The sequence below is a fragment of the Parasediminibacterium schistidii genome, from assembly GCF_046546515.1.
Lineage (GTDB): Bacteria > Bacteroidota > Bacteroidia > Chitinophagales > Chitinophagaceae > Parasediminibacterium.
On the sequence record NZ_JBKHKJ010000031.1, the window covers coordinates 19,051 to 36,591 of the forward strand.

The window sequence follows — 17,541 nt, forward strand, 5'->3', positions numbered from 1 at the left end:
TATAAACTGACTTATTTGTACACTGGCGCAAGTGTTAAGCTTTAGCTGGCCACTTGCGCCAGTGTACATAATCTTTCTCTTTGCCCCAAAATACCCACCCCCTCATTCGAGGGGTTTTTTATGGGCATAATAAAAGGCAGCTTTGTATGGTGAAAAAAGTAAATCACTACACCATGTACAAGAATTCAACTCGTAGCTTTTTGTTTGTTTTGTTTACGCTGGCCAATATTTTTGTAAATGCACAGTTTTCTTATATGGGTGCTTATAACTGGGCTGGCAAGCCTACCTACTTGGTAACACCTAGCGATACTTTCTCTGCTGGCTTCAGGGACAAAATTGCCGTTAACCTGCCAGAATACAGGCCGTTGCCTGTTTACAACCCACGGCTCTTGGCTAGTGGCAGGCCTGAAGCTATCAACCTTTCCGCAGCAGCAGATGTATGGGTAACTTTTGTAGATGAAGGCGCAAGCTACCGCAATGCACTGGGCTATTACACCTACAACACCAATGCCCCACTTGCAAAAGCACCTGCCGACAGCAGCATAAAAATGATTTTTCCAAATGCTTCAAAATCTGGTTTTGGCGGCGATTTGAACCCGGGCGATAAGGTGTACCTTGGCAAATTTCCAGCAAATACAAGCATTGCATTTGTACTGGTGGTGGATGGCTGGAACGGCAGCACCGTTATAAATAGTAAAGGCATATTGTATGCAAATGCTGCCTTTAACCCTGAAACAGCCGATTCCTTGAAAAAACATACGATCATGTTCAACGATGCAGCTTCTGGCAGGCTAGTTATGGGCTTTGAAGATGTACGCAGGGATAATGCACAGTGCGACAATGACTTTAACGACTTGCTTTTTTATGCTACCATCAACGCAAGGGCTTCCGTTGCGAATAACGATAGCATCCCCAATATGATAGATAATGGGCAATATGTTTATTCTGGCAATACAGGTGGCTTGGAAAGCAAAAGCCTTGGCGATATTATTGGCAAAAGGATGCTGAACAAATATAAAAAAGGCGGCAACACACCTATTGATTATAGCGTAACTCAAAAATATGGCAATACCAACTATGCTACATTTGGCACTACTAGCCCCGCAAGCATTAGCAACTTGCAAATGCTGGATATTATGCCCGCTAAAGTGTACGATGCTGGCTACACTGCTTATTTAACATCTCCAACAGATATTACTGGGTTTACAAATGCGATGGAAGTAAGTTCTATCGATTTTACGCAAGGCACTACCTGCAAGGCTGTGGCTTTTGCTACCAAAACCAAAGGCAGTGTTTATGCCCATACAAAGCCTGTTTGCGACAGACTGCGTGGCTCACAAATATTGAGCATAGAAAATTTTACCTTGCAAAACCTAACTTTTGTACGCTATGCCTTGAAGAGGCCTGCTGGCAATATTGAATATTCAACTAGTTTTAGCATTGGTACAAAAGCAGGAAGGGATACTTTTTCTTTCCAGTCAAACTGGTTGACAAAAGATTATGTAAACGATGAGGTAATGTACAACTACCAGCTTTGGGCTGCATCGCCCTATTTGGTTACAGACTTGATGCTGGAAGTATTGAAAAAACTCAAAGCAATAGCACCTATAAAAGCGTATGATGTACAAGCCAAATTGCCTAATACTTACGTTGCCGCTGCCAAAAGGGAATTAGGTGTGTTGCAGTTTAACGTAAAAAACGCATCTGCAAGCACAACTGGTTATTTTGAAATGGATGAAAGGAAAAATGAACAGTCTGGCATTATAACAAAAAGGTTTCCATTTACCATTGCTGCAAATGACACAAGTACTGTAAACATAGCCGTGAACGATGCTTACGAGCATGACATAAGGATGGTAATCAATGGCAATGTGCAAGACTTGCTGTATATGAGCGATGGCAATTGGGCAATAGACTACAACGAAGCAAAGACCAGCATCAAGCAGTTTACTGTTAGTAACGATTCTGCAAGCAACTATACTACTGATTACCCAGTTTACAGGGACATACATATAGCAGGCTCTACATCTGATTATGTTTCAGTATATAAATTGCTAAAAGGTGGCGGTGCAACAGCAGACTTGACTGGTTTTGAAAAAATAAAATTTACGGCAAATGGCGGCAACAACCTGCGCATCACGCTATTGAAAAACTCAATTGCCAATTGGAGTGACCAATATACTATCGTGCTACCTTTGGCATCCGAAAAGAAAGATTATAGTGTAAGCCTTTCTGATTTTAAAAGTGCTTTGTCAGAATCTGGCATGGACTTGACAGATGTAACAACCGTTGTTTTTTCAATAGAGATACCTACAAGGAACGTTACCGATGTTAATAGTTCTTTATCAAATATAGGATTTGCAAAAGCAGGTGTAGAAGTTGTTGCGAAGGATACAGTTATTAATACTGAAGTATCTAAAAATGTGCAGGTTTACCCTAACCCTAGCAGGGGCAATTTTAAATTTGCTTTCCAAAGCAACAGCGAAACTGCTTTTGCAATACGCATCAGCGAGCTTTCTTCAGGGCGGTTAGTTTACACAACAAAATACCAAGCTGTAAAGGGATTGAATACCATAGCCGTGGATATTGCCAATAAAATAGCTACCAATGGGGTATATATATTGTGTGTGGTAAAAGAAGATGAAAAATATACGAATAGCAGGGTGATGATTAGTAAATAAGTAATAATTAGAGGTAGAGGGTTTGAAAAGGGGAAGCCTGCAATATCAGCTAAAACTGATGGTTGCGGGCTTTTTTAATTATCGGGATATGACTGATTTATCTATTAGCGTACTGATTTTTTACTTTATTACTAGTAGAAGTTATAAAATACTAAAGAGTTGTTATTTTTTTTACACCTGCATAAATTTATATGATAATCATTATTTTCGTTCAGTGCTGGCTGGTTACTGCTAACTGCTAATTATCTACAAATTGAGAAAGGTTCTAAAATATACTGGTTATACCTTGTTAGGTTTTGTTGCATTTATATTGATTTATCTAGCATTTGCTTACTCGTTATCTCATATTGGTGTCGCTAAAGAAGCACAATCAGCTGAAGTTGCTATTTATATAAAAACAAACGGCGTACATACAGACTTAGTGGTTCCAGTAAAAAATGATCAATTTGATTGGAGCAAAAAAATTAAGTTTTCAAATACTACTTCAAAAGATACTACCATGCAATATTTGGCTATGGGGTGGGGCGATAAGGGTTTTTACTTAGAAACACCTACATGGGCAGATTTGAAATGTAGTGTTGCTTGCAGGGCAGCTTTTGGGTTAAGCACTACCGCAATACATGCTACTTTTTACAAAACAATAAAGGAAGATAGTTCTTGCAAAAAAATAATGATTGGAAAACCCCAGTATCAACGACTGATAAACTATATCGATAATAGCTTTCGGAAAGATTCATCAGGGCATGTAATGTTTATTTTTACCAATGCAAATTACAATGACAGGGATGCTTTTTATGAAGCAAAAGGCAGTTATAGCCTTTTCCATACTTGTAATACATGGGCAAATAATGGGCTAAAAGCATCAGGGCAAAAAGCTTGTATTTGGACACCTGCCGATAAAGGCATTTTTTCTCAATATAAATAAACTGTAAAACTAAAAAAATATGTATCAAAAACCGTCAAGTGCATTTATTGCAGCATCCTGGGTAGCCTTGGGAATTGGTATGATAGGTTATTTCGTTGGCTTATGGAGATCAGATATGGTGTTAAATGAAAAAGGCTATTATTTCACTGTGTTGATGTTTGGCCTTTTTGCCGTGGTTTCCTTGCAAAAAAGTGTAAGGGACAGGCTAGAGGGGTTGCCTGTAACGGATATTTATTATGGTATCTGCTGGTTTTCAACATTATTGGCCATTTTATTGTTGGTAATAGGATTGTGGAATGCCACGATGTTGCCTAGTGAAAAAGGGTTTTATGCTTTTGCATTCCTGCTAGGCTTGTTTGGTGCAATCACCGTGCAAAAAAACACACGCGATACACAGGCAGCCGAAAAAGATAAAAGCTGAATATTGAATAAACTAGTACAATTTGCCACAAAGACCCAAAGGCACAAAGAGGCACAAAGTTTTTATATATCTGAGTATTAATTGTTACTGAAATAAGAAAAAGGTTGCAAAATTGCAACCTTTTTCTTATTTTTCACATAAATACTATATAAATTCTTAATTCCTAATTCTTAATTCGCCTTCACTAGTGGATTTTGCTGTGTACCCAAGTCTGTTACAATTTTTACAGCTTCATCTATGTATAAATCGGTTTTTAAAGCTTTCAGCCAAGCCTTGTACCGTTCACCTTTTTGCTTGTCGAGGTTGTTGTAAAACTTATCGTAATCTGGTTTTAGCACATCCATTTGCATTTCGGTGGCTAGTTTTGCCAAGCTGGTATTTTGATTAACGGTCGTACGAAGTTTTTTTTGCTGTTCTTTGTATTTATCCAATTTCAGGTTTACTGGGGCATCTACGTTTTTGGCCAGCCAATCTGTATTTTCCTTAATCAAAGCCAATGCTGTATTGGTTTTAATTTTAGCATTTTCTTGTTTAATAATGTCGGCATAACCAGTAAACAAATCTGCATTTGCTTTTTTTATTTCGTCCCAAGGCAAAGCACTAGGGTTGTCTTTTTCACGGATTTTTACATAATCGTAAGGGTCTGGCAGTACAATGTCAGACTGTACGCCTTTTAATTGCGTGGAGCCACCATTAACCCTGTAGAATTTCTGGAACGTAAGTTTTACAGCACCCAATTCAGTACGGCCTGAGAAAAAGTCCAATGGTTTGCCCAATGGCACATTGCGTTGAACAGTGCCTTTTCCATAAGTGGAAGTGCTGCCAATAATTACCCCTCGTTTATAGTCTTGTATGGCCGCAGCAAATATTTCGCTGGCACTGGCACTGGTTTCGTTTACCATTACTGCTAGTGGGCCATCATATAAAACAGAAGCATCTTTATCATCCATCACCACTATTTTGCCTTCCCTGTCTTTTACCTGCACTACTGGGCCATTTTTAATAAACAAACCCACCATTTGTATTACTTCGTACAAAGAACCGCCACCATTAAAACGTAAATCCATTACAATGCCGTCAACTTTTTCGTCTTTTAGTTTCATAATTTCCTTTGCAACATCTTGGCTGCACCTTGCACCATCGGGGCGTTCAAAGTCGGCATAGAAATCTGGCAAAGAAATAAAACCAATTTTTTTATCACCATTTTTTACCACCACGCTACGGGCAAATGTTTCATCCTGTACTATTTCGTCCCTTTGCAGGGCAATTGTTTTGCTGGTACCATCGCTTTTTTTAACCGATAGTTTTACTTCTGTCCCTTTATTGCCACGAATTAATTTTACTGCATCCGACACATCAAAGCCAGTGATGTCCACCATTTCTTCCTTGCCACCTTGGCCTACTTTTACAATAATGTCGTTTACCATAAGCTCTCCGCTTTTCCAAGCAGGGCCACCGGGTATCAAGCTAATAATTTTAATTGTGCCATCCTGCTCTTGCAATTGTGCGCCAATACCATAAAAACGGCCGCTCATCATTTCGTCAAACTGCCTTTTTTCCACAGGGGCAAAATAATCTGTATGTGGGTCCATGAGGTTGGTAATCACGTTTACAAACATATTGAAACGCTCGTCCTCGGTCAGTTTTACCCTGATGCGCTCATACATCCTGTCTGTACCTTTCAATACTTTAGCACGTGCCTCGGCTTCTAGTTGAACATCCGTTTGGTTTTTAATGCTATCGACTTTGCTTTTCTCCCTTTGTTCAATTAGGTCGATATAGCGTTCTAGTGTTAGGTATTTCAACCGTTTCCTCCACCTTTCCTTGCGTTCTGCCTCGGTTGCTGCATAATTTTGTTTTTCAGCATCTGGCTGCAATGTTTCATCTACTGTAAAGTCGAATGGCTTAGCCAATATATCCTTGTACAATGCAACTACTTCAGGCACCCTTTTATTGTAGATTGCATTAACGGCAGGCGTGAATTGAATGTCGGAAGTGCCTTTTATTTCTTCATCGATAGTGGTTTCATATTTTTTTAATGAATTAATATCGCTTAGTATAAACAACGTTTTATCGCCATCCAGCTCGTCTAGGTACTTCTTAAATATTTGCTTGGAGAAGGCATCGTCTAGTGGCTTAGGGCTATAATGTTCATCTTCCAGCAGTTGCCCAACTGCGGTTAATAGTTTTTGTTGCTGTGTTGCTGGTACTGGATTGTGGTTTATTTTTCTAAAAGCAAAAAAGCCAGCTGCAAACGCTACTATGGTACATAATACCCATCCTTTTTTAAGCATCATAAAGTTCAATATTTTTCGCATACGAATTCAATTATCAAATGTAAGCCAAATAGTGTTTGCAGGGAAATAGTTTCAAAAGTGATTAACAAAGGTTTTTGATACGGGCAGTATAAGTACTTAGGTATTATTTCGCCACAAAGGCACAAAAGCTCAAAGCAACACAAAGGGAATATGAAAAAAGCACTAGGAAAAATAAGGTTATAGGTCTTGATACTATAAATCTTCTTCTTTTTTCTTTGTCCTTCTTCCTTTAAAACTTTGTGCCTCTTTGTGTCTTCGTGGCAAATTAACTCTCATAAAAATGAATAAAAATCTACTTCTTCCAAATTTTTCTAATTCCTATTGCCTTTCAAATAGAAAAATTCCCTATTTTTGCTCCCCGAAATAGGATGGAGGGTGTAGCTCAGTAGGTTAGAGCGACAGCTTGTGGCGCTGTAGGTCGTGGGTTCGAGACCCATCATTCTCCCATTACAACTTTTATCAAACCTTGGCTGTTAAAAAGCCAAGGTTTTCCTTTTTTATACCGCTGAGTAAATGATTTTCACAAACCAATTTCTTTAGTATAACACTATTTCCATGAATTGTACGTTGCTGTTGATACCTTTATTCGCTGCATTTATAGGATGGTTTACAATTTGGATAGCTATAAAAATGTTGTTCCGCCCTCAAATGCCTAGTAAAATAATGGGGATTAAGCTGCATGGTATTTTTCCTAACAACCAGCCACAACTAGCTTTAAAGCTAGGCCAATTGGCCAGCAAAGAACTTTTTTCCTTGCAGGAATTGGAAAGCAAAATGGTAAACCCTGATAGCATTGAAAAAATGATGCCCTTTGTAGAAGAGCATGTTGACAAGTTTATAAGGGTAACGTTAGCAGAAAAAATGCCCGTAATCAGTATGTTTATTGGCGATAAAACCATTGCTGACCTAAAAGCCGTTTTTACAGAAGAGATGAAAACGCTTTTCCCGGCATTGATGAAAAATTATATGGTAAACCTAGAAGCGGACTTGGACTTGGAAGCAATAATAACCCAAAAAATAGCTGATTACCCAGTGGAGAAATTTGAAGCTATTTTTAAACATAGCGTTGGCAGGCAATTGCAAAAGGCACAGTTGATTGCTGGTGTATTAGGTTTTGTAATGGGGCTTTTTGAATTTTTTTTATTAGCCCTAGTAAAGTAAAAATGCTTACTTAAAGCAAACAAATTAAACGCTCACTGGTTTCTATCGCCTAATATTGGCAGTTCTGCCCATCTACCCGTTTGTAATTACCGTTCATCTACTTGTAACAGATTGCCTTTTTTATGACATCACAATTTTGAATAAATAAAATATATAATAAACGTTACTTTATATGCGGAAATTTTATGTGATACTATTTCTCGTTACACTTTGCCTAGGGGCTATTGCCCAGTATCCAAATGGTGCTGGCAGGGCAGGTGGGGCTGGGCGAAGCAATCTGAGTATGGGGCATTTTTATGGCAAAATTGTTGACTCAAAAAATAAGGGAATTGCTGGGGTAACTATTCAATTAACTGGCAATAAGTTCGATACCGTTACTAAGCAATTGAAACTGGCAATACTGAAAACGGTGGTTACAGAACCTAATGGCGATTTTAACTTGGATGGCCTTTCCTTAATGGGGCGGTTTACACTAAAAGCATCGTCTGTTGGCTATAAAAAATTAGAAATGCCTATAAGTTTTGGTATTGCAATGCCTGCCCCCGGCACAACGCCAGACATGCAAAAAATTGCTGCTATGGCAGACAAAGACTTAGGCAACCTAAAGCTAGAAGTGGATGCCGCAGAATTGGCTGGCGTAACCGTTACTACTACTACAAAACCTTTATTGGAATTAGGGATAGACAAGAAAGTATTTAATGTAGATAAAAACCTAAGTAGTACCGGGCAGACTGCCACCGAGATCATGAAAAGCATACCATCGGTTAGCGTGGATATTGATGGCAACGTAACACTTAGGAATGCTACGCCCACTTTGTTTATAGATGGGCGGCCTACTACCTTAACCCTTGACCAAATACCAGCAGATATTATAGACAAAGTAGAAATTATAACCAACCCTTCGGCAAAATACGATGCTAGTGGAGGGAATGCGGGCATCCTTAATATTGTAATTAAAAAGAACAGGAAGAATGGCTACAATGGCAATCTTAGGGCTGGGGTTGACAGCAGGGGCAAAGTGAATGGCGGCGGCGATATTAACTACCGACAAAACAAAGTGAACTTTACTGGCAGTGTTAATTACAACCAACGCAAGTCGATTTCTAAAAGTATTTCCAGTACTACCTATTTTGGCCAACCCAATACAGATGTGTATTCTAACACAGACGGAACTAATAATGGGCATTTCCAATTTTATCGTGCCGGGCTTGATTATTTTGTTGATAATAGGAACACCATTAGCATAGCTGGAAATTACGCCCAAGGCAAGTTTAACAATGTGTCTAGTCAAGCGATAGACAGCACACAACCTACCGCATTTATTTCCAGCACTAGCCGTAATACAGGTACAGATTTCCATTTCGAGAACTTTGGGGGGCAGTTGAGCTACAAGCACCTTTTTGCAAAAGATGGGCATACATTTAGCGCAGATGCTAATTATAATTCCAGTACCAATAGCAATTTCACTTCTATCAATTCCAATACTTTTTTGCAGGGCGGCACACCTAAGTACCCACAGTACCAACAATTGAGCAATGCTGATGGCTATAACCATTTCTTTACTCTTCAAGCCGATTATGAAAACCAGTTGACAGACGATAGTAAAATAGAAGCAGGTGCAAGGGCAGCCATCCGTAATTATAAGACAAATAATTTTCAGTTCAACCAGCCTGACCTTGCCCATGCAAACCCTTTGTCTAGCAGCCGCTATAAATTTGACGACCAAGTTTATGCTGCTTATGCTACTTATAGTTTCAGAATGAAAAAAATAGCCTTCCAGTTGGGCTTCAGGGCAGAAAGTTCAAATTACAATGGCAAGCTATATACCCTTTCTGGTGCCGACTCTACCCCAGTTAAAGTGTCTTACCCGCTTAGCCTTTTCCCAAGTGCGTTCATTACTTATAAAATAGACGACAAGCAAGACTTGCAGTTGAATTATTCTCGCCGTATCAATAGGCCAAACTTCTTCCAATTGTTGCCTGCCTACGACTTTACGGATCCCCAGAACCCGTCTGTGGGCAACCCCGAGTTAAAACCTGAATTTACCAATTCGCTGGAATGGTCTTACAGCAACAACTACACACGCAATTCCAATTTTTTGGCTACTGCATATTTTAAGTATTCTACCGATTTAATTACTCGTTATGTTTACAAAGACATCAACCGGAATATCCAAGCTGGTGCTACTAGCGATAGTTTGTACTACACCAGTTACATCAATGCAAATAATAGTTATACTTATGGGCTAGAACTTACCGACAAGATGCCAGTAGCCAAATGGTGGGATATATTGTTGAACGTAAATTTTTATGATTCAAAAATTAATGCAACTATACCAGGGCAAACTGTTAGTAATAGCATACTTAGCTGGTTTGCTAAAATAAACAATACATTCAAAATAGCTAAAGGGGTCAGCCTACAATTGTCTGGAGAAAGCCGTTCTAAAACCTTGTTGCCACAAGGCAGTGGCGGCAACCAAGGCGGTGGTGGTCGTGGCGGTGGCATGTTTGGTGGTGGGCCGCAAACATCGGCACAAGGCTATAATTTGCCACGCTATTTTGATGTGGATGTAGCCTTAAGAAAAGATTGGACATGGACAAAGGGCAGAAGCGGATCGCTTACATTGGGCATGAATGATATTTTCCGCTCAAAAACCAAAACGCATACCGATGCTGTTTACTTTACACAAGACACAGAAAGATACCGTGATTTACAAGTAGCAAGGTTGAATTTCAGTTACCGTTTTGGCAAGTTCGATGTGAATTTATTTAAACGTAAAAACACAAAAGCCGATCAAGGCGGTGGAATGGACATGGGTACAGGCAATTAGGTTAAAGGGGCGTATATGTATTTTAAAAAATCGGGCTAAACTAGTTTTGACTTACCATATTGAACATAAAAAAGGGCAAAATCCTTTCCAGATTTTGCCCTTCTACCCTATTTTGATTCATTCCTATACTAATTCCTTGCGCATCACAAAATCACCAAAAGTTTCTTTCTTTTTTTTGTCTGTTTTGTACACAGCAAAAAGGCTATCTAGTTCTTTTAAAATAGCAGCCTCGTCCAAATGTTCTTTGTATTTGGTATTCAGGCGTGTGCCTTCCCTATCGCCACCGATATGGAGATTATAATGGCCCGCAGCAGTACCTACCAAACCAATTTCTGCGGCATAAGGGCGGCCACAACCATTGGGGCAGCCTGTCATACGGATAACGATATCATCGTCCTGCAACTGGTATTTTGCTAAAATGGGTTCAATCTTAGTTATTAAAGATGGTAGGTAACGTTGTGATTCTGCCAAGGCTAATGGGCAAGTAGGCAATGCTACACAAGCGATAGAGTTTATCCGCAAAGCAGAAAAGGCAGCTTGCTTCTCCAATATTTTGTATTCAGCTAAAATATCTTCAACGGCTGCTTTGTCCTCTTTTTTAATATCGCTTAGTATAAGGTTTTGGTTACTGGTAAACCTAAAATTGGCTTTGCCTTGTTCTGCCACGGCCAACAAGGCAGTTTTTAATAAATAACCATCTTCGTCAGTAACCCTTCCATTTTCAATGAACAGGGTATAATGCCAAAGCCCACGGTAATCTTTTACCCATCCATATTCATCCTTCCTTGCGGTGAATACTGCTTTTTTAGGGGCAGCCAGTTCAAAACCACAACGGTTTTCCAATTCTTTCTTGAAGTTCTCTACCCCCAATTTATCAAGGGTATATTTTAACCGAGCCAGCTTCCTGTCGGAGCGGTTGCCAAAATCCCTTTGTATGGTCAATACTTCATACACCGCTTTCAAGGTTTTTTCTTCCGTGTCGGTAAACCCAATCACGGTAGCCAACCTTGGGTAGGTGTTAGCATTGCCATGCGTGGCAGACAAACCACCGCCAACTGCAATGTTAAAGCCCTTTAATTCATTGTCTTTTACAATAGCAATCAAGCCCAAATCGTTTGTCAGCACATCCACTTCATTGTTAGGTGGTATGGCTATGCCAATTTTAAATTTACGGGGAAGGTAGGTATCCTTATACAAAGGGTCTATCTCGCTTACTTCTTCTACCTTTTCTTCATCCAGCCAAATTTCGTAAAAAGCCCTTGTTTTCGGCAACAAAAGGGTGCTTATTTTATCTGCGTAAGCATGTATCTCCGCATGTATGGGCGATTGGTGCGGGTGGGAAGCGCAAGCCACGTTCCTGTTTACATCACCGCAGGCAGCAATGGAATCTAATGCTGCTTTACTGAAACTTTGCAAAGTAGGTTTTATTTGGCCTTTTAAAATACCATGTAATTGTATCGTTTGCCTAGTGGTAATTTTGATTACTCCCGTAGAATATTGACCAGCAATATGGTGCGTAGCTACCCATTGCTCAGGGGTAATTAAACCACCGGGTATACGCATACGCACCATGAAGGAATAGAGCTTGTCCAATTTCTTTATAGCCCTTTCTTCCCGTAGGTCACGGTCGTCCTGCTCGTACATGCCGTGGAATTTTATCAAGGCATGGTCGTCTTCCCGCACGGCACCTGTAATTTCATCGATAAGGCTTTGTTGCAATGTACCACGCAAACCGTGGCTTTTCACTTTTATATGTTCTACTGCTGACAGTTGTTGTTTCTCGCTCATTTGTAATTGTTTTTCTTTTTACCTACTATTATGAGGTTTTCTTGCTTAGGGTTGCCAACCTTCAAAAGGTTGGCAACCCTTGGGGACATCGTGCGTAAATGCCCCCCTTTTGGGGATGGGGGTTTTAATAAACATCCTTCTCGTACCTGCCTTCTTCTTCTAAGTTATGCAAGTATTTCACTGCATCTGCTTCCGATAAATTGCCTTCGGCTGCAATAATTTCCAAGAATGCTTTTTCTACATCCACGCTCATTCTTTCTTTATTGCCGCAGATGTAAACGTATGCGCCTCCTTTTATCCATTCAAACAGTTCCCTTGCTTGTTGTAGCATCTTGTGCTGCACATACAATTTTCCTTCTTGGTCCCGGCTAAATGCCAAGCTAACTTTTGTCAATACACCCGTGCTATACCAGTTTTGCCACTCTGTTTGGTATAAGAAATCTGTAGTGAAATGCTGCTCGCCAAAAAATAGCCAGTTACGGCCAGTTGCCCCTGTCGCATCCCTTTCTGCTACAAACGAGCGGAATGGGGCTATCCCCGTTCCAGGTCCAATCATTATTATATCCTTGTGTGCTTCCGGCAGTTTAAACCTTTTGTTAGGCTGAACAAAGAATGGCAATGAAGCCCCTTCGCTAAACAAGGACAAATAATTGGAGCAAAGACCATTTTTTTCTGTTTCATCTACATGGAAAATGTCCTTTACAACCGTTACATGTACTTCCCCAGAATGCGCGTTAGGGGAAGAAGAAACAGTATAAAGCCTTGGGGGTATTGGGTTTAAGATACCCAGCACTTCCTCAAACTGGGCAGCATCTTTGGTTGGGTAAATTTTTAATAAATCCAATAAGTCCATCCGTACAATAGGTATATCCTGTTGTATAATGGCTGCATATTTTTTAATAGTATTTTCCAGCAGGTAATGGATATTTATTTTCTTGGTCAATAAATCATACACCGTGCCTGTGTCTTTTTTGAAGGTAATTTCCTTATTGCCTTGGATACCCGTAAGCGCAATAATACCTTCTACCACCCATTGTGGGTTTTCTGGCACGATGCCTATGGAGTCGCCGGGCAGGTATTCCAAATCATCAGCAACTATTTCTATGTGGTGGGTTTCCTTGTTGCTGCCCCTCGCATTCAAGTTGATGTTGGTAATAATATTACCAATATATGTCTTCTTGCCAGTTGACTTTTTAATCTCTGTGGTTACGGCAATTACTTGGTTTATCTGCTCCTTGTGCGTGGTTGTGTTCAAAGCATGCAGTACCGAAGCAAACCATTTATTGGCATCCTCCTCATATTCTAAGTCGCATTTTTGCAAGGGGGCAATCCGCTGCCCGCCTAGCTTTTCAAACTGCTTGTCCATGTCCTCGCCAGTTTGGCAAAACAGTGGGTAAGATGTGTCGCCCAAAGCAAGCACGCTAAATTTCAAGGAAGACAATGCAACTGTGGTTTGGTGGATATACTCATAAAATTTCTTTGCAGCAGCAGGTGGCTCCCCATCACCATGGGTGCTGGTAAGCGCAAGGAAATATTCTTCCTTGGGTAAATCTGTAAGGCGGTATTGATCCATGCCCACAATTTTCACCAATATTCCATTTTTCTTTGCCTTGGCGGCAAATTCAGTAGCCAACCGCTTAGAATTGCCTGTTTCAGTACCATAAACAATGGTTATTTTTTGCACAGTAGCTTTTGGCGAAGCCAATTGTTGTTCTTTATGCAGTACAGGCACAGGTGCTGTTCCAGCGCCATCTTTTGCAAGGTAGCCGGTAGTATAACCATTTATCCAAATCAATTCCTCCTTTGAAAAGGCGTGTACCAGTTCTTTCAACTGTTTCAATCTTGCTTCTTCCAACATTCCTATTTTGTATGTGTGTGTATTTATTTTGCCAACTCTTTAAAAATGCTCCCGCTTTCTTCGCCCTCAAACCATTTGAACTGGTGGTGAAGGTTGATTACTTCGCCAACAATCACTAGGCTTGGTGAGCTAAATTCCCTATCCTTGAAATCAACCGCACAGTTTTTTAAACTGGTAATATTGATTTTTTGATAAGGGGTGGTGGCTTGTTCCACTATTGCCAATGGCAAGTCCTTATGAGCGGCATATTGTAACAATAACCCTGACAGGAATATTACATTTTTCGATGCCATGTAAAATACCAGCGTGTCATTGCTTTCAACCAAGTACTTCCATTTTTCAGGCGGGTGAACTGCACTTGGGTTGAATGTTACCCACTGTACCCCTTGCGAAAAACCCCTTGCAGTAAGTGGTATACCAGTATAAGCAGACGCGCCAGCAGCAGCAGTAATACCGGGTATAATCTCAAATGGTATCCCGTTTGATTTCAAACTATACAATTCATCCAGTACGTTGCTAAAAAAAGCTACATCGCCACCTTTCAATCGCAAAACAGTCAACCCCTTTAAAGCATTGTCAACAATCAATTGATTGATTTCATCCTGCGTTTTAGAAGCTTCGTTGTATCCTTGTTTGCCAGCACCAATTACTACCACATCCTTTTTTGCAAATAAGGCAATTATCTCAGGGTTTACCAGCCTATCACAAATAATAACATCTGCAATAGCCAGCCTTTTTTGCAGTTTAAGGGTAATCAACTCTGCGTCACCTGGGCCTGCGCCTGCTAAGATTACCTTTCCTACTGCAACTGTATTTTTCTCATCCATTTGTTATTGTACTATTCCTTTTTTAGGGAATACAATTTATTCCACTGAAATTTAGAGTGAGCCACTCTTGGAGAGTGGCTCACTCTAATACTTAAAATAACCCTTCTATAGACAAATAACGCTCTCCCGTATCATAATTAAACGTAAGCACTGTAGCCCCTTCTGGTATTTCTAACAATTTCTTTGCAACGGCAGCCAAGGATGCACCCGTAGAAACGCCCACCAGTATGCCTTCTTCCTTCGCAATACGCTGGGCATAAGTAAAGGCATCGTCTTTGCTTACTTTAATAATGCCATCCAATATTTTAGTATTCAATATAGAAGGAACAAAACCTGCCCCTATGCCTTGCAATGGGTGAGGGCCAGGTGCACCCCCACTTAAAACGGGCGACAACTCAGGTTCTATTGCAAATACTTTTAAATTAGGAAATTTGGCTTTTAGCACTTCTGCCACGCCTGTAATATGCCCACCTGTACCTACGCCAGTTATTATATAATCTATCCCATCTGGAAAATCAGCTAGTATTTCCTGTGCAGTTGTTTTACGATGGATATCTGTATTGGCAGGATTGTCAAATTGTTGTGGCATCCATGCATTTGGGGTAGAAGCCGTTAATTCAGTTGCTTTTTCTATTGCCCCCTTCATCCCTTTTTCACGGGGAGTCAATACAAAATCAGCACCATATAATGCCATCAGCCTACGGCGTTCAATGCTCATGCTTTCCGGCATTACCAAAATAATCTTATAGCCTTTCACAGCGGCTACCATTGCCAAACCAATACCAGTATTGCCAGAAGTAGGTTCTATTATTACACTGTCTTTTGTCAACAGCCCTTTTGCTTCCGCATCTTCAATCATTGCCAAGGCAATACGATCTTTGATGCTAGCACCAGGATTAGTTTTTTCCAGCTTGATGTATATGTTGTGTTTATTGCCAAACAAGTTATTGATCAATACATGCGGCGTGTTGCCAATCGTTTCTAAAATGTTATTTGCTTTCATAAATGGTTATTATATGCTTTTAATGATTGATAGTACTCAAGTATTTTTTGCCACAAAAACTCGAAGACCCAAAGTGGTAAAAAGGGAAGAACTAAAAAGAAAAGAAAGAGAACCTGCTTAATATTACCCAATACTTATAAATTTTTTTCTTTGTGCCGCTTAGTGTTTTCGTGCCTTGGTGGCCAACCTAAATAACAAAGTTCAGTACTTCGGAAAAATCAAATTTCTCCCTTACCCGCACTTCGCTTTTGTGATAAACAATTGAAAAAGACTCAACGCTACTAGTAAGCCACACATTGCCGCCAATGATGCTGTCATGGCCAATAATGGTTTTTCCACCTAATATGGTAGCCCCACTGTAAATAACCACATTGTCTTCTATCGTTGGGTGCCGCTTGTTAGATGCCATGGATTTATCAACATTCAATGCACCCAAAGTTACCCCTTGGTACAATTTCACATTGTTGCCAATATTTGCTGTTTCACCTACCACAATACCCGTTCCATGGTCAATGGTAAATGATTGCCCAATAGTTGCCCCCGGGTGTATGTCAATCCCTGTTTTGCTATGTGCATATTCCGACAATAAGCGTGGCAGGGTTTGGATTTCCTGCAGGTGCAACTGGTGGGCTATACGATAAACTGATGTAGCATAAAACCCAGGGTAAGCTATCAACACTTCCTCCAGCGATTTTGCCGCAGGGTCAAAATCCAACGTGGCTTGCGCATCTTGCAATAATTGTTGGTAAATTTCTGGCAACTCCTTAAAGAAAATGTCTGCATTTTCTTTGACTAAAACTTCATTCTTTAATAACTCGAAAAGGATGGCTGCAAATGTATTTTTCAGGTTGGCATAATGCCCAGCCAATGCCATTTCCGTTTTGTATTTTTCCTGATAAGAAGCAAACAGGAAACTAAACAGTTCGTCCATGAAATTTTCCACCAGTTCCTTGTCAGGGAAATGGCTCAAGCATTTCCTGTTCCGCTGGAATAATTCCTGTATAAAATCGCCTTCTTTCATTTGTTCATTTTTTAAATACGATTACGACAGTTGGCTATTTTTTTGAACCTTGAGTCCAATCTTCAAGTTCAATATTTTCAATCCTATTTAAGTGCGACACATTATTAGTTACCATAATCATTTTATTCGCAACAGCGGTAGCACCAATCAATATGTCAAAATCATCAATCAATTGCCCATGCTTTCTCAATTTGGCTTTTTCTTTAGCATAGATATCTAAACAATTATAAATTGGAATGATGGCAAATTTGGGGATAAAAGCTTCTACTATTACCCTCATTTCATCAACAGTCTTACTGTTTTCTATTCCATATTTTAATTCAGCAACAGTTATTTCTGAAATAAAGCAATTTTGCGAGCCTACCTTGTTTACTTTATTTTTTAAATCATACTGCCCTTTTATAAAGAAGATACAGATATTCGTGTCAAGTAAATATTTTTTCAAAGCGGTTCAATATTTCTGTTGAACACTCTTGATGCCCTTAGCCCTTCAATAATTTCTTCGGCTGTTTCATCAGATTTATAAGCCCCAAATAGAGAATCCAACGAAGTTTCCTCAACCTTATCGCTTTCTTTAAGAGATTGAGAAAGTTTTGAAATAAGGTCAAGTTTACTATTTGTATTAAGATTTTTTAAAAATCCAAAATAATAATCCGCGATGCTTATTTGTTGGTTTAATGAAGCCATTTTTAATATTTTATTAAAAGT

At 39.7% G+C, this 17,541-nt stretch carries 13 protein-coding genes and 1 tRNA gene; 6 read left to right on the plus strand and 8 right to left on the minus strand.

The genetic code is table 11. The features are described from left to right. Window positions 1–173: 173 nt before the first annotated feature. From ACHFIY_RS15895 to yiaA, 3 genes are all read left to right on the plus strand, one after another. Window positions 174–2,681 carry a DUF4114 domain-containing protein gene (locus ACHFIY_RS15895; RefSeq protein ID WP_410847102.1) on the plus strand — a complete coding sequence of 836 codons (2,508 nt, stop codon included), beginning with the start codon at window positions 174–176 and terminating at the stop codon, window positions 2,679–2,681. Window positions 2,682–2,934: 253 nt separating this feature from the next. Next, complete coding sequence (locus tag ACHFIY_RS15900) at window positions 2,935–3,606, plus strand: TIGR02117 family protein (protein ID WP_410847103.1); 672 nt, start codon at window positions 2,935–2,937, stop codon at window positions 3,604–3,606. 19 nt (window positions 3,607–3,625) lie between these two features. Next, window positions 3,626–4,027, plus strand: a complete 402-nt coding sequence (gene yiaA, locus ACHFIY_RS15905; RefSeq protein WP_410847104.1) for an inner membrane protein YiaA — start codon at window positions 3,626–3,628, stop codon at window positions 4,025–4,027. A gap of 170 nt (window positions 4,028–4,197) precedes the next feature. On the opposite strand, the gene ACHFIY_RS15910 is transcribed toward yiaA, so the two are convergent. Then, entirely contained in the window at window positions 4,198–6,324 is a 2,127-nt protein-coding gene (locus ACHFIY_RS15910; RefSeq protein ID WP_410847105.1) for a carboxy terminal-processing peptidase, read from the minus strand. A 392-nt stretch (window positions 6,325–6,716) separates the two neighbouring features. On the opposite strand from ACHFIY_RS15910, the gene ACHFIY_RS15915 reads away from it, so the two are divergent. The 3 genes from ACHFIY_RS15915 to ACHFIY_RS15925 all read left to right on the plus strand — a co-directional run bounded on the left by ACHFIY_RS15915 (window position 6,717) and on the right by ACHFIY_RS15925 (window position 10,336). Then, window positions 6,717–6,790 (plus strand) — tRNA-His (locus ACHFIY_RS15915). 110 nt (window positions 6,791–6,900) lie between these two features. Beyond that, window positions 6,901–7,506, plus strand: coding sequence for a DUF445 domain-containing protein (locus ACHFIY_RS15920; protein WP_410847106.1), 606 nt, complete (start codon window positions 6,901–6,903; stop codon window positions 7,504–7,506). 172 nt (window positions 7,507–7,678) lie between these two features. Beyond that, window positions 7,679–10,336, plus strand: a complete 2,658-nt coding sequence (locus ACHFIY_RS15925) for a TonB-dependent receptor (RefSeq protein WP_410847107.1) — start codon at window positions 7,679–7,681, stop codon at window positions 10,334–10,336. A gap of 123 nt (window positions 10,337–10,459) precedes the next feature. Here the strand turns inward: ACHFIY_RS15925 and ACHFIY_RS15930 are convergent, their stop codons facing one another. The 7 genes from ACHFIY_RS15930 to ACHFIY_RS15960 all read right to left on the minus strand — a co-directional run bounded on the left by ACHFIY_RS15930 (window position 10,460) and on the right by ACHFIY_RS15960 (window position 17,520). Next, complete coding sequence (locus tag ACHFIY_RS15930; protein ID WP_410847108.1) at window positions 10,460–12,124, minus strand: NADPH-dependent assimilatory sulfite reductase hemoprotein subunit; 1,665 nt, start codon at window positions 12,122–12,124, stop codon at window positions 10,460–10,462. 124 nt (window positions 12,125–12,248) lie between these two features. After that, on the minus strand, window positions 12,249–13,982 hold the full coding sequence (locus ACHFIY_RS15935) for a diflavin oxidoreductase (RefSeq protein WP_410847109.1): 1,734 nt from the start codon (window positions 13,980–13,982) through the stop codon (window positions 12,249–12,251). A gap of 23 nt (window positions 13,983–14,005) precedes the next feature. Next, window positions 14,006–14,809 (minus strand): uroporphyrinogen-III C-methyltransferase, encoded by an 804-nt coding sequence (gene cobA / locus ACHFIY_RS15940; RefSeq protein WP_410847110.1) that lies wholly within the window; start codon window positions 14,807–14,809, stop codon window positions 14,006–14,008. 91 nt (window positions 14,810–14,900) lie between these two features. Beyond that, entirely contained in the window at window positions 14,901–15,812 is a 912-nt protein-coding gene (gene cysK, locus ACHFIY_RS15945) for a cysteine synthase A (RefSeq protein ID WP_410847111.1), read from the minus strand. 187 nt (window positions 15,813–15,999) lie between these two features. After that, complete coding sequence (locus ACHFIY_RS15950) at window positions 16,000–16,833, minus strand: serine acetyltransferase domain-containing protein (protein WP_410847112.1); 834 nt, start codon at window positions 16,831–16,833, stop codon at window positions 16,000–16,002. 34 nt (window positions 16,834–16,867) lie between these two features. Beyond that, the gene (locus tag ACHFIY_RS15955) at window positions 16,868–17,278 is read right to left on the minus strand and encodes a type II toxin-antitoxin system VapC family toxin (protein WP_410847113.1); all 411 of its coding nucleotides are present in this window, start codon (window positions 17,276–17,278) and stop codon (window positions 16,868–16,870) included. Beyond that, the gene (locus ACHFIY_RS15960; RefSeq protein ID WP_410847114.1) at window positions 17,275–17,520 is read right to left on the minus strand and encodes a hypothetical protein; all 246 of its coding nucleotides are present in this window, start codon (window positions 17,518–17,520) and stop codon (window positions 17,275–17,277) included. The genes ACHFIY_RS15955 and ACHFIY_RS15960 overlap by 4 nt, the downstream gene beginning before the upstream one ends. Between the last annotated feature and the right edge of the window lie 21 nt (window positions 17,521–17,541).

Coding starts and splice junctions, on each gene's coding strand:
- yiaA (WP_410847104.1), top strand. CDS start 3,626: ATGTATCAAAAACCGTCAAGTGCATTTATTGCAGCATCCTGGGTAGCC.
- ACHFIY_RS15960 (WP_410847114.1), bottom strand. CDS start 17,520: ATGGCTTCATTAAACCAACAAATAAGCATCGCGGATTATTATTTTGGA.
- ACHFIY_RS15925 (WP_410847107.1), top strand. CDS start 7,679: ATGCGGAAATTTTATGTGATACTATTTCTCGTTACACTTTGCCTAGGG.
- ACHFIY_RS15935 (WP_410847109.1), bottom strand. CDS start 13,982: ATGTTGGAAGAAGCAAGATTGAAACAGTTGAAAGAACTGGTACACGCC.
- ACHFIY_RS15895 (WP_410847102.1), top strand. CDS start 174: ATGTACAAGAATTCAACTCGTAGCTTTTTGTTTGTTTTGTTTACGCTG.
- ACHFIY_RS15950 (WP_410847112.1), bottom strand. CDS start 16,833: ATGAAAGAAGGCGATTTTATACAGGAATTATTCCAGCGGAACAGGAAA.
- ACHFIY_RS15910 (WP_410847105.1), bottom strand. CDS start 6,324: ATGATGCTTAAAAAAGGATGGGTATTATGTACCATAGTAGCGTTTGCA.
- cobA (WP_410847110.1), bottom strand. CDS start 14,809: ATGGATGAGAAAAATACAGTTGCAGTAGGAAAGGTAATCTTAGCAGGC.
- cysK (WP_410847111.1), bottom strand. CDS start 15,812: ATGAAAGCAAATAACATTTTAGAAACGATTGGCAACACGCCGCATGTA.
- ACHFIY_RS15930 (WP_410847108.1), bottom strand. CDS start 12,124: ATGAGCGAGAAACAACAACTGTCAGCAGTAGAACATATAAAAGTGAAA.
- ACHFIY_RS15920 (WP_410847106.1), top strand. CDS start 6,901: ATGAATTGTACGTTGCTGTTGATACCTTTATTCGCTGCATTTATAGGA.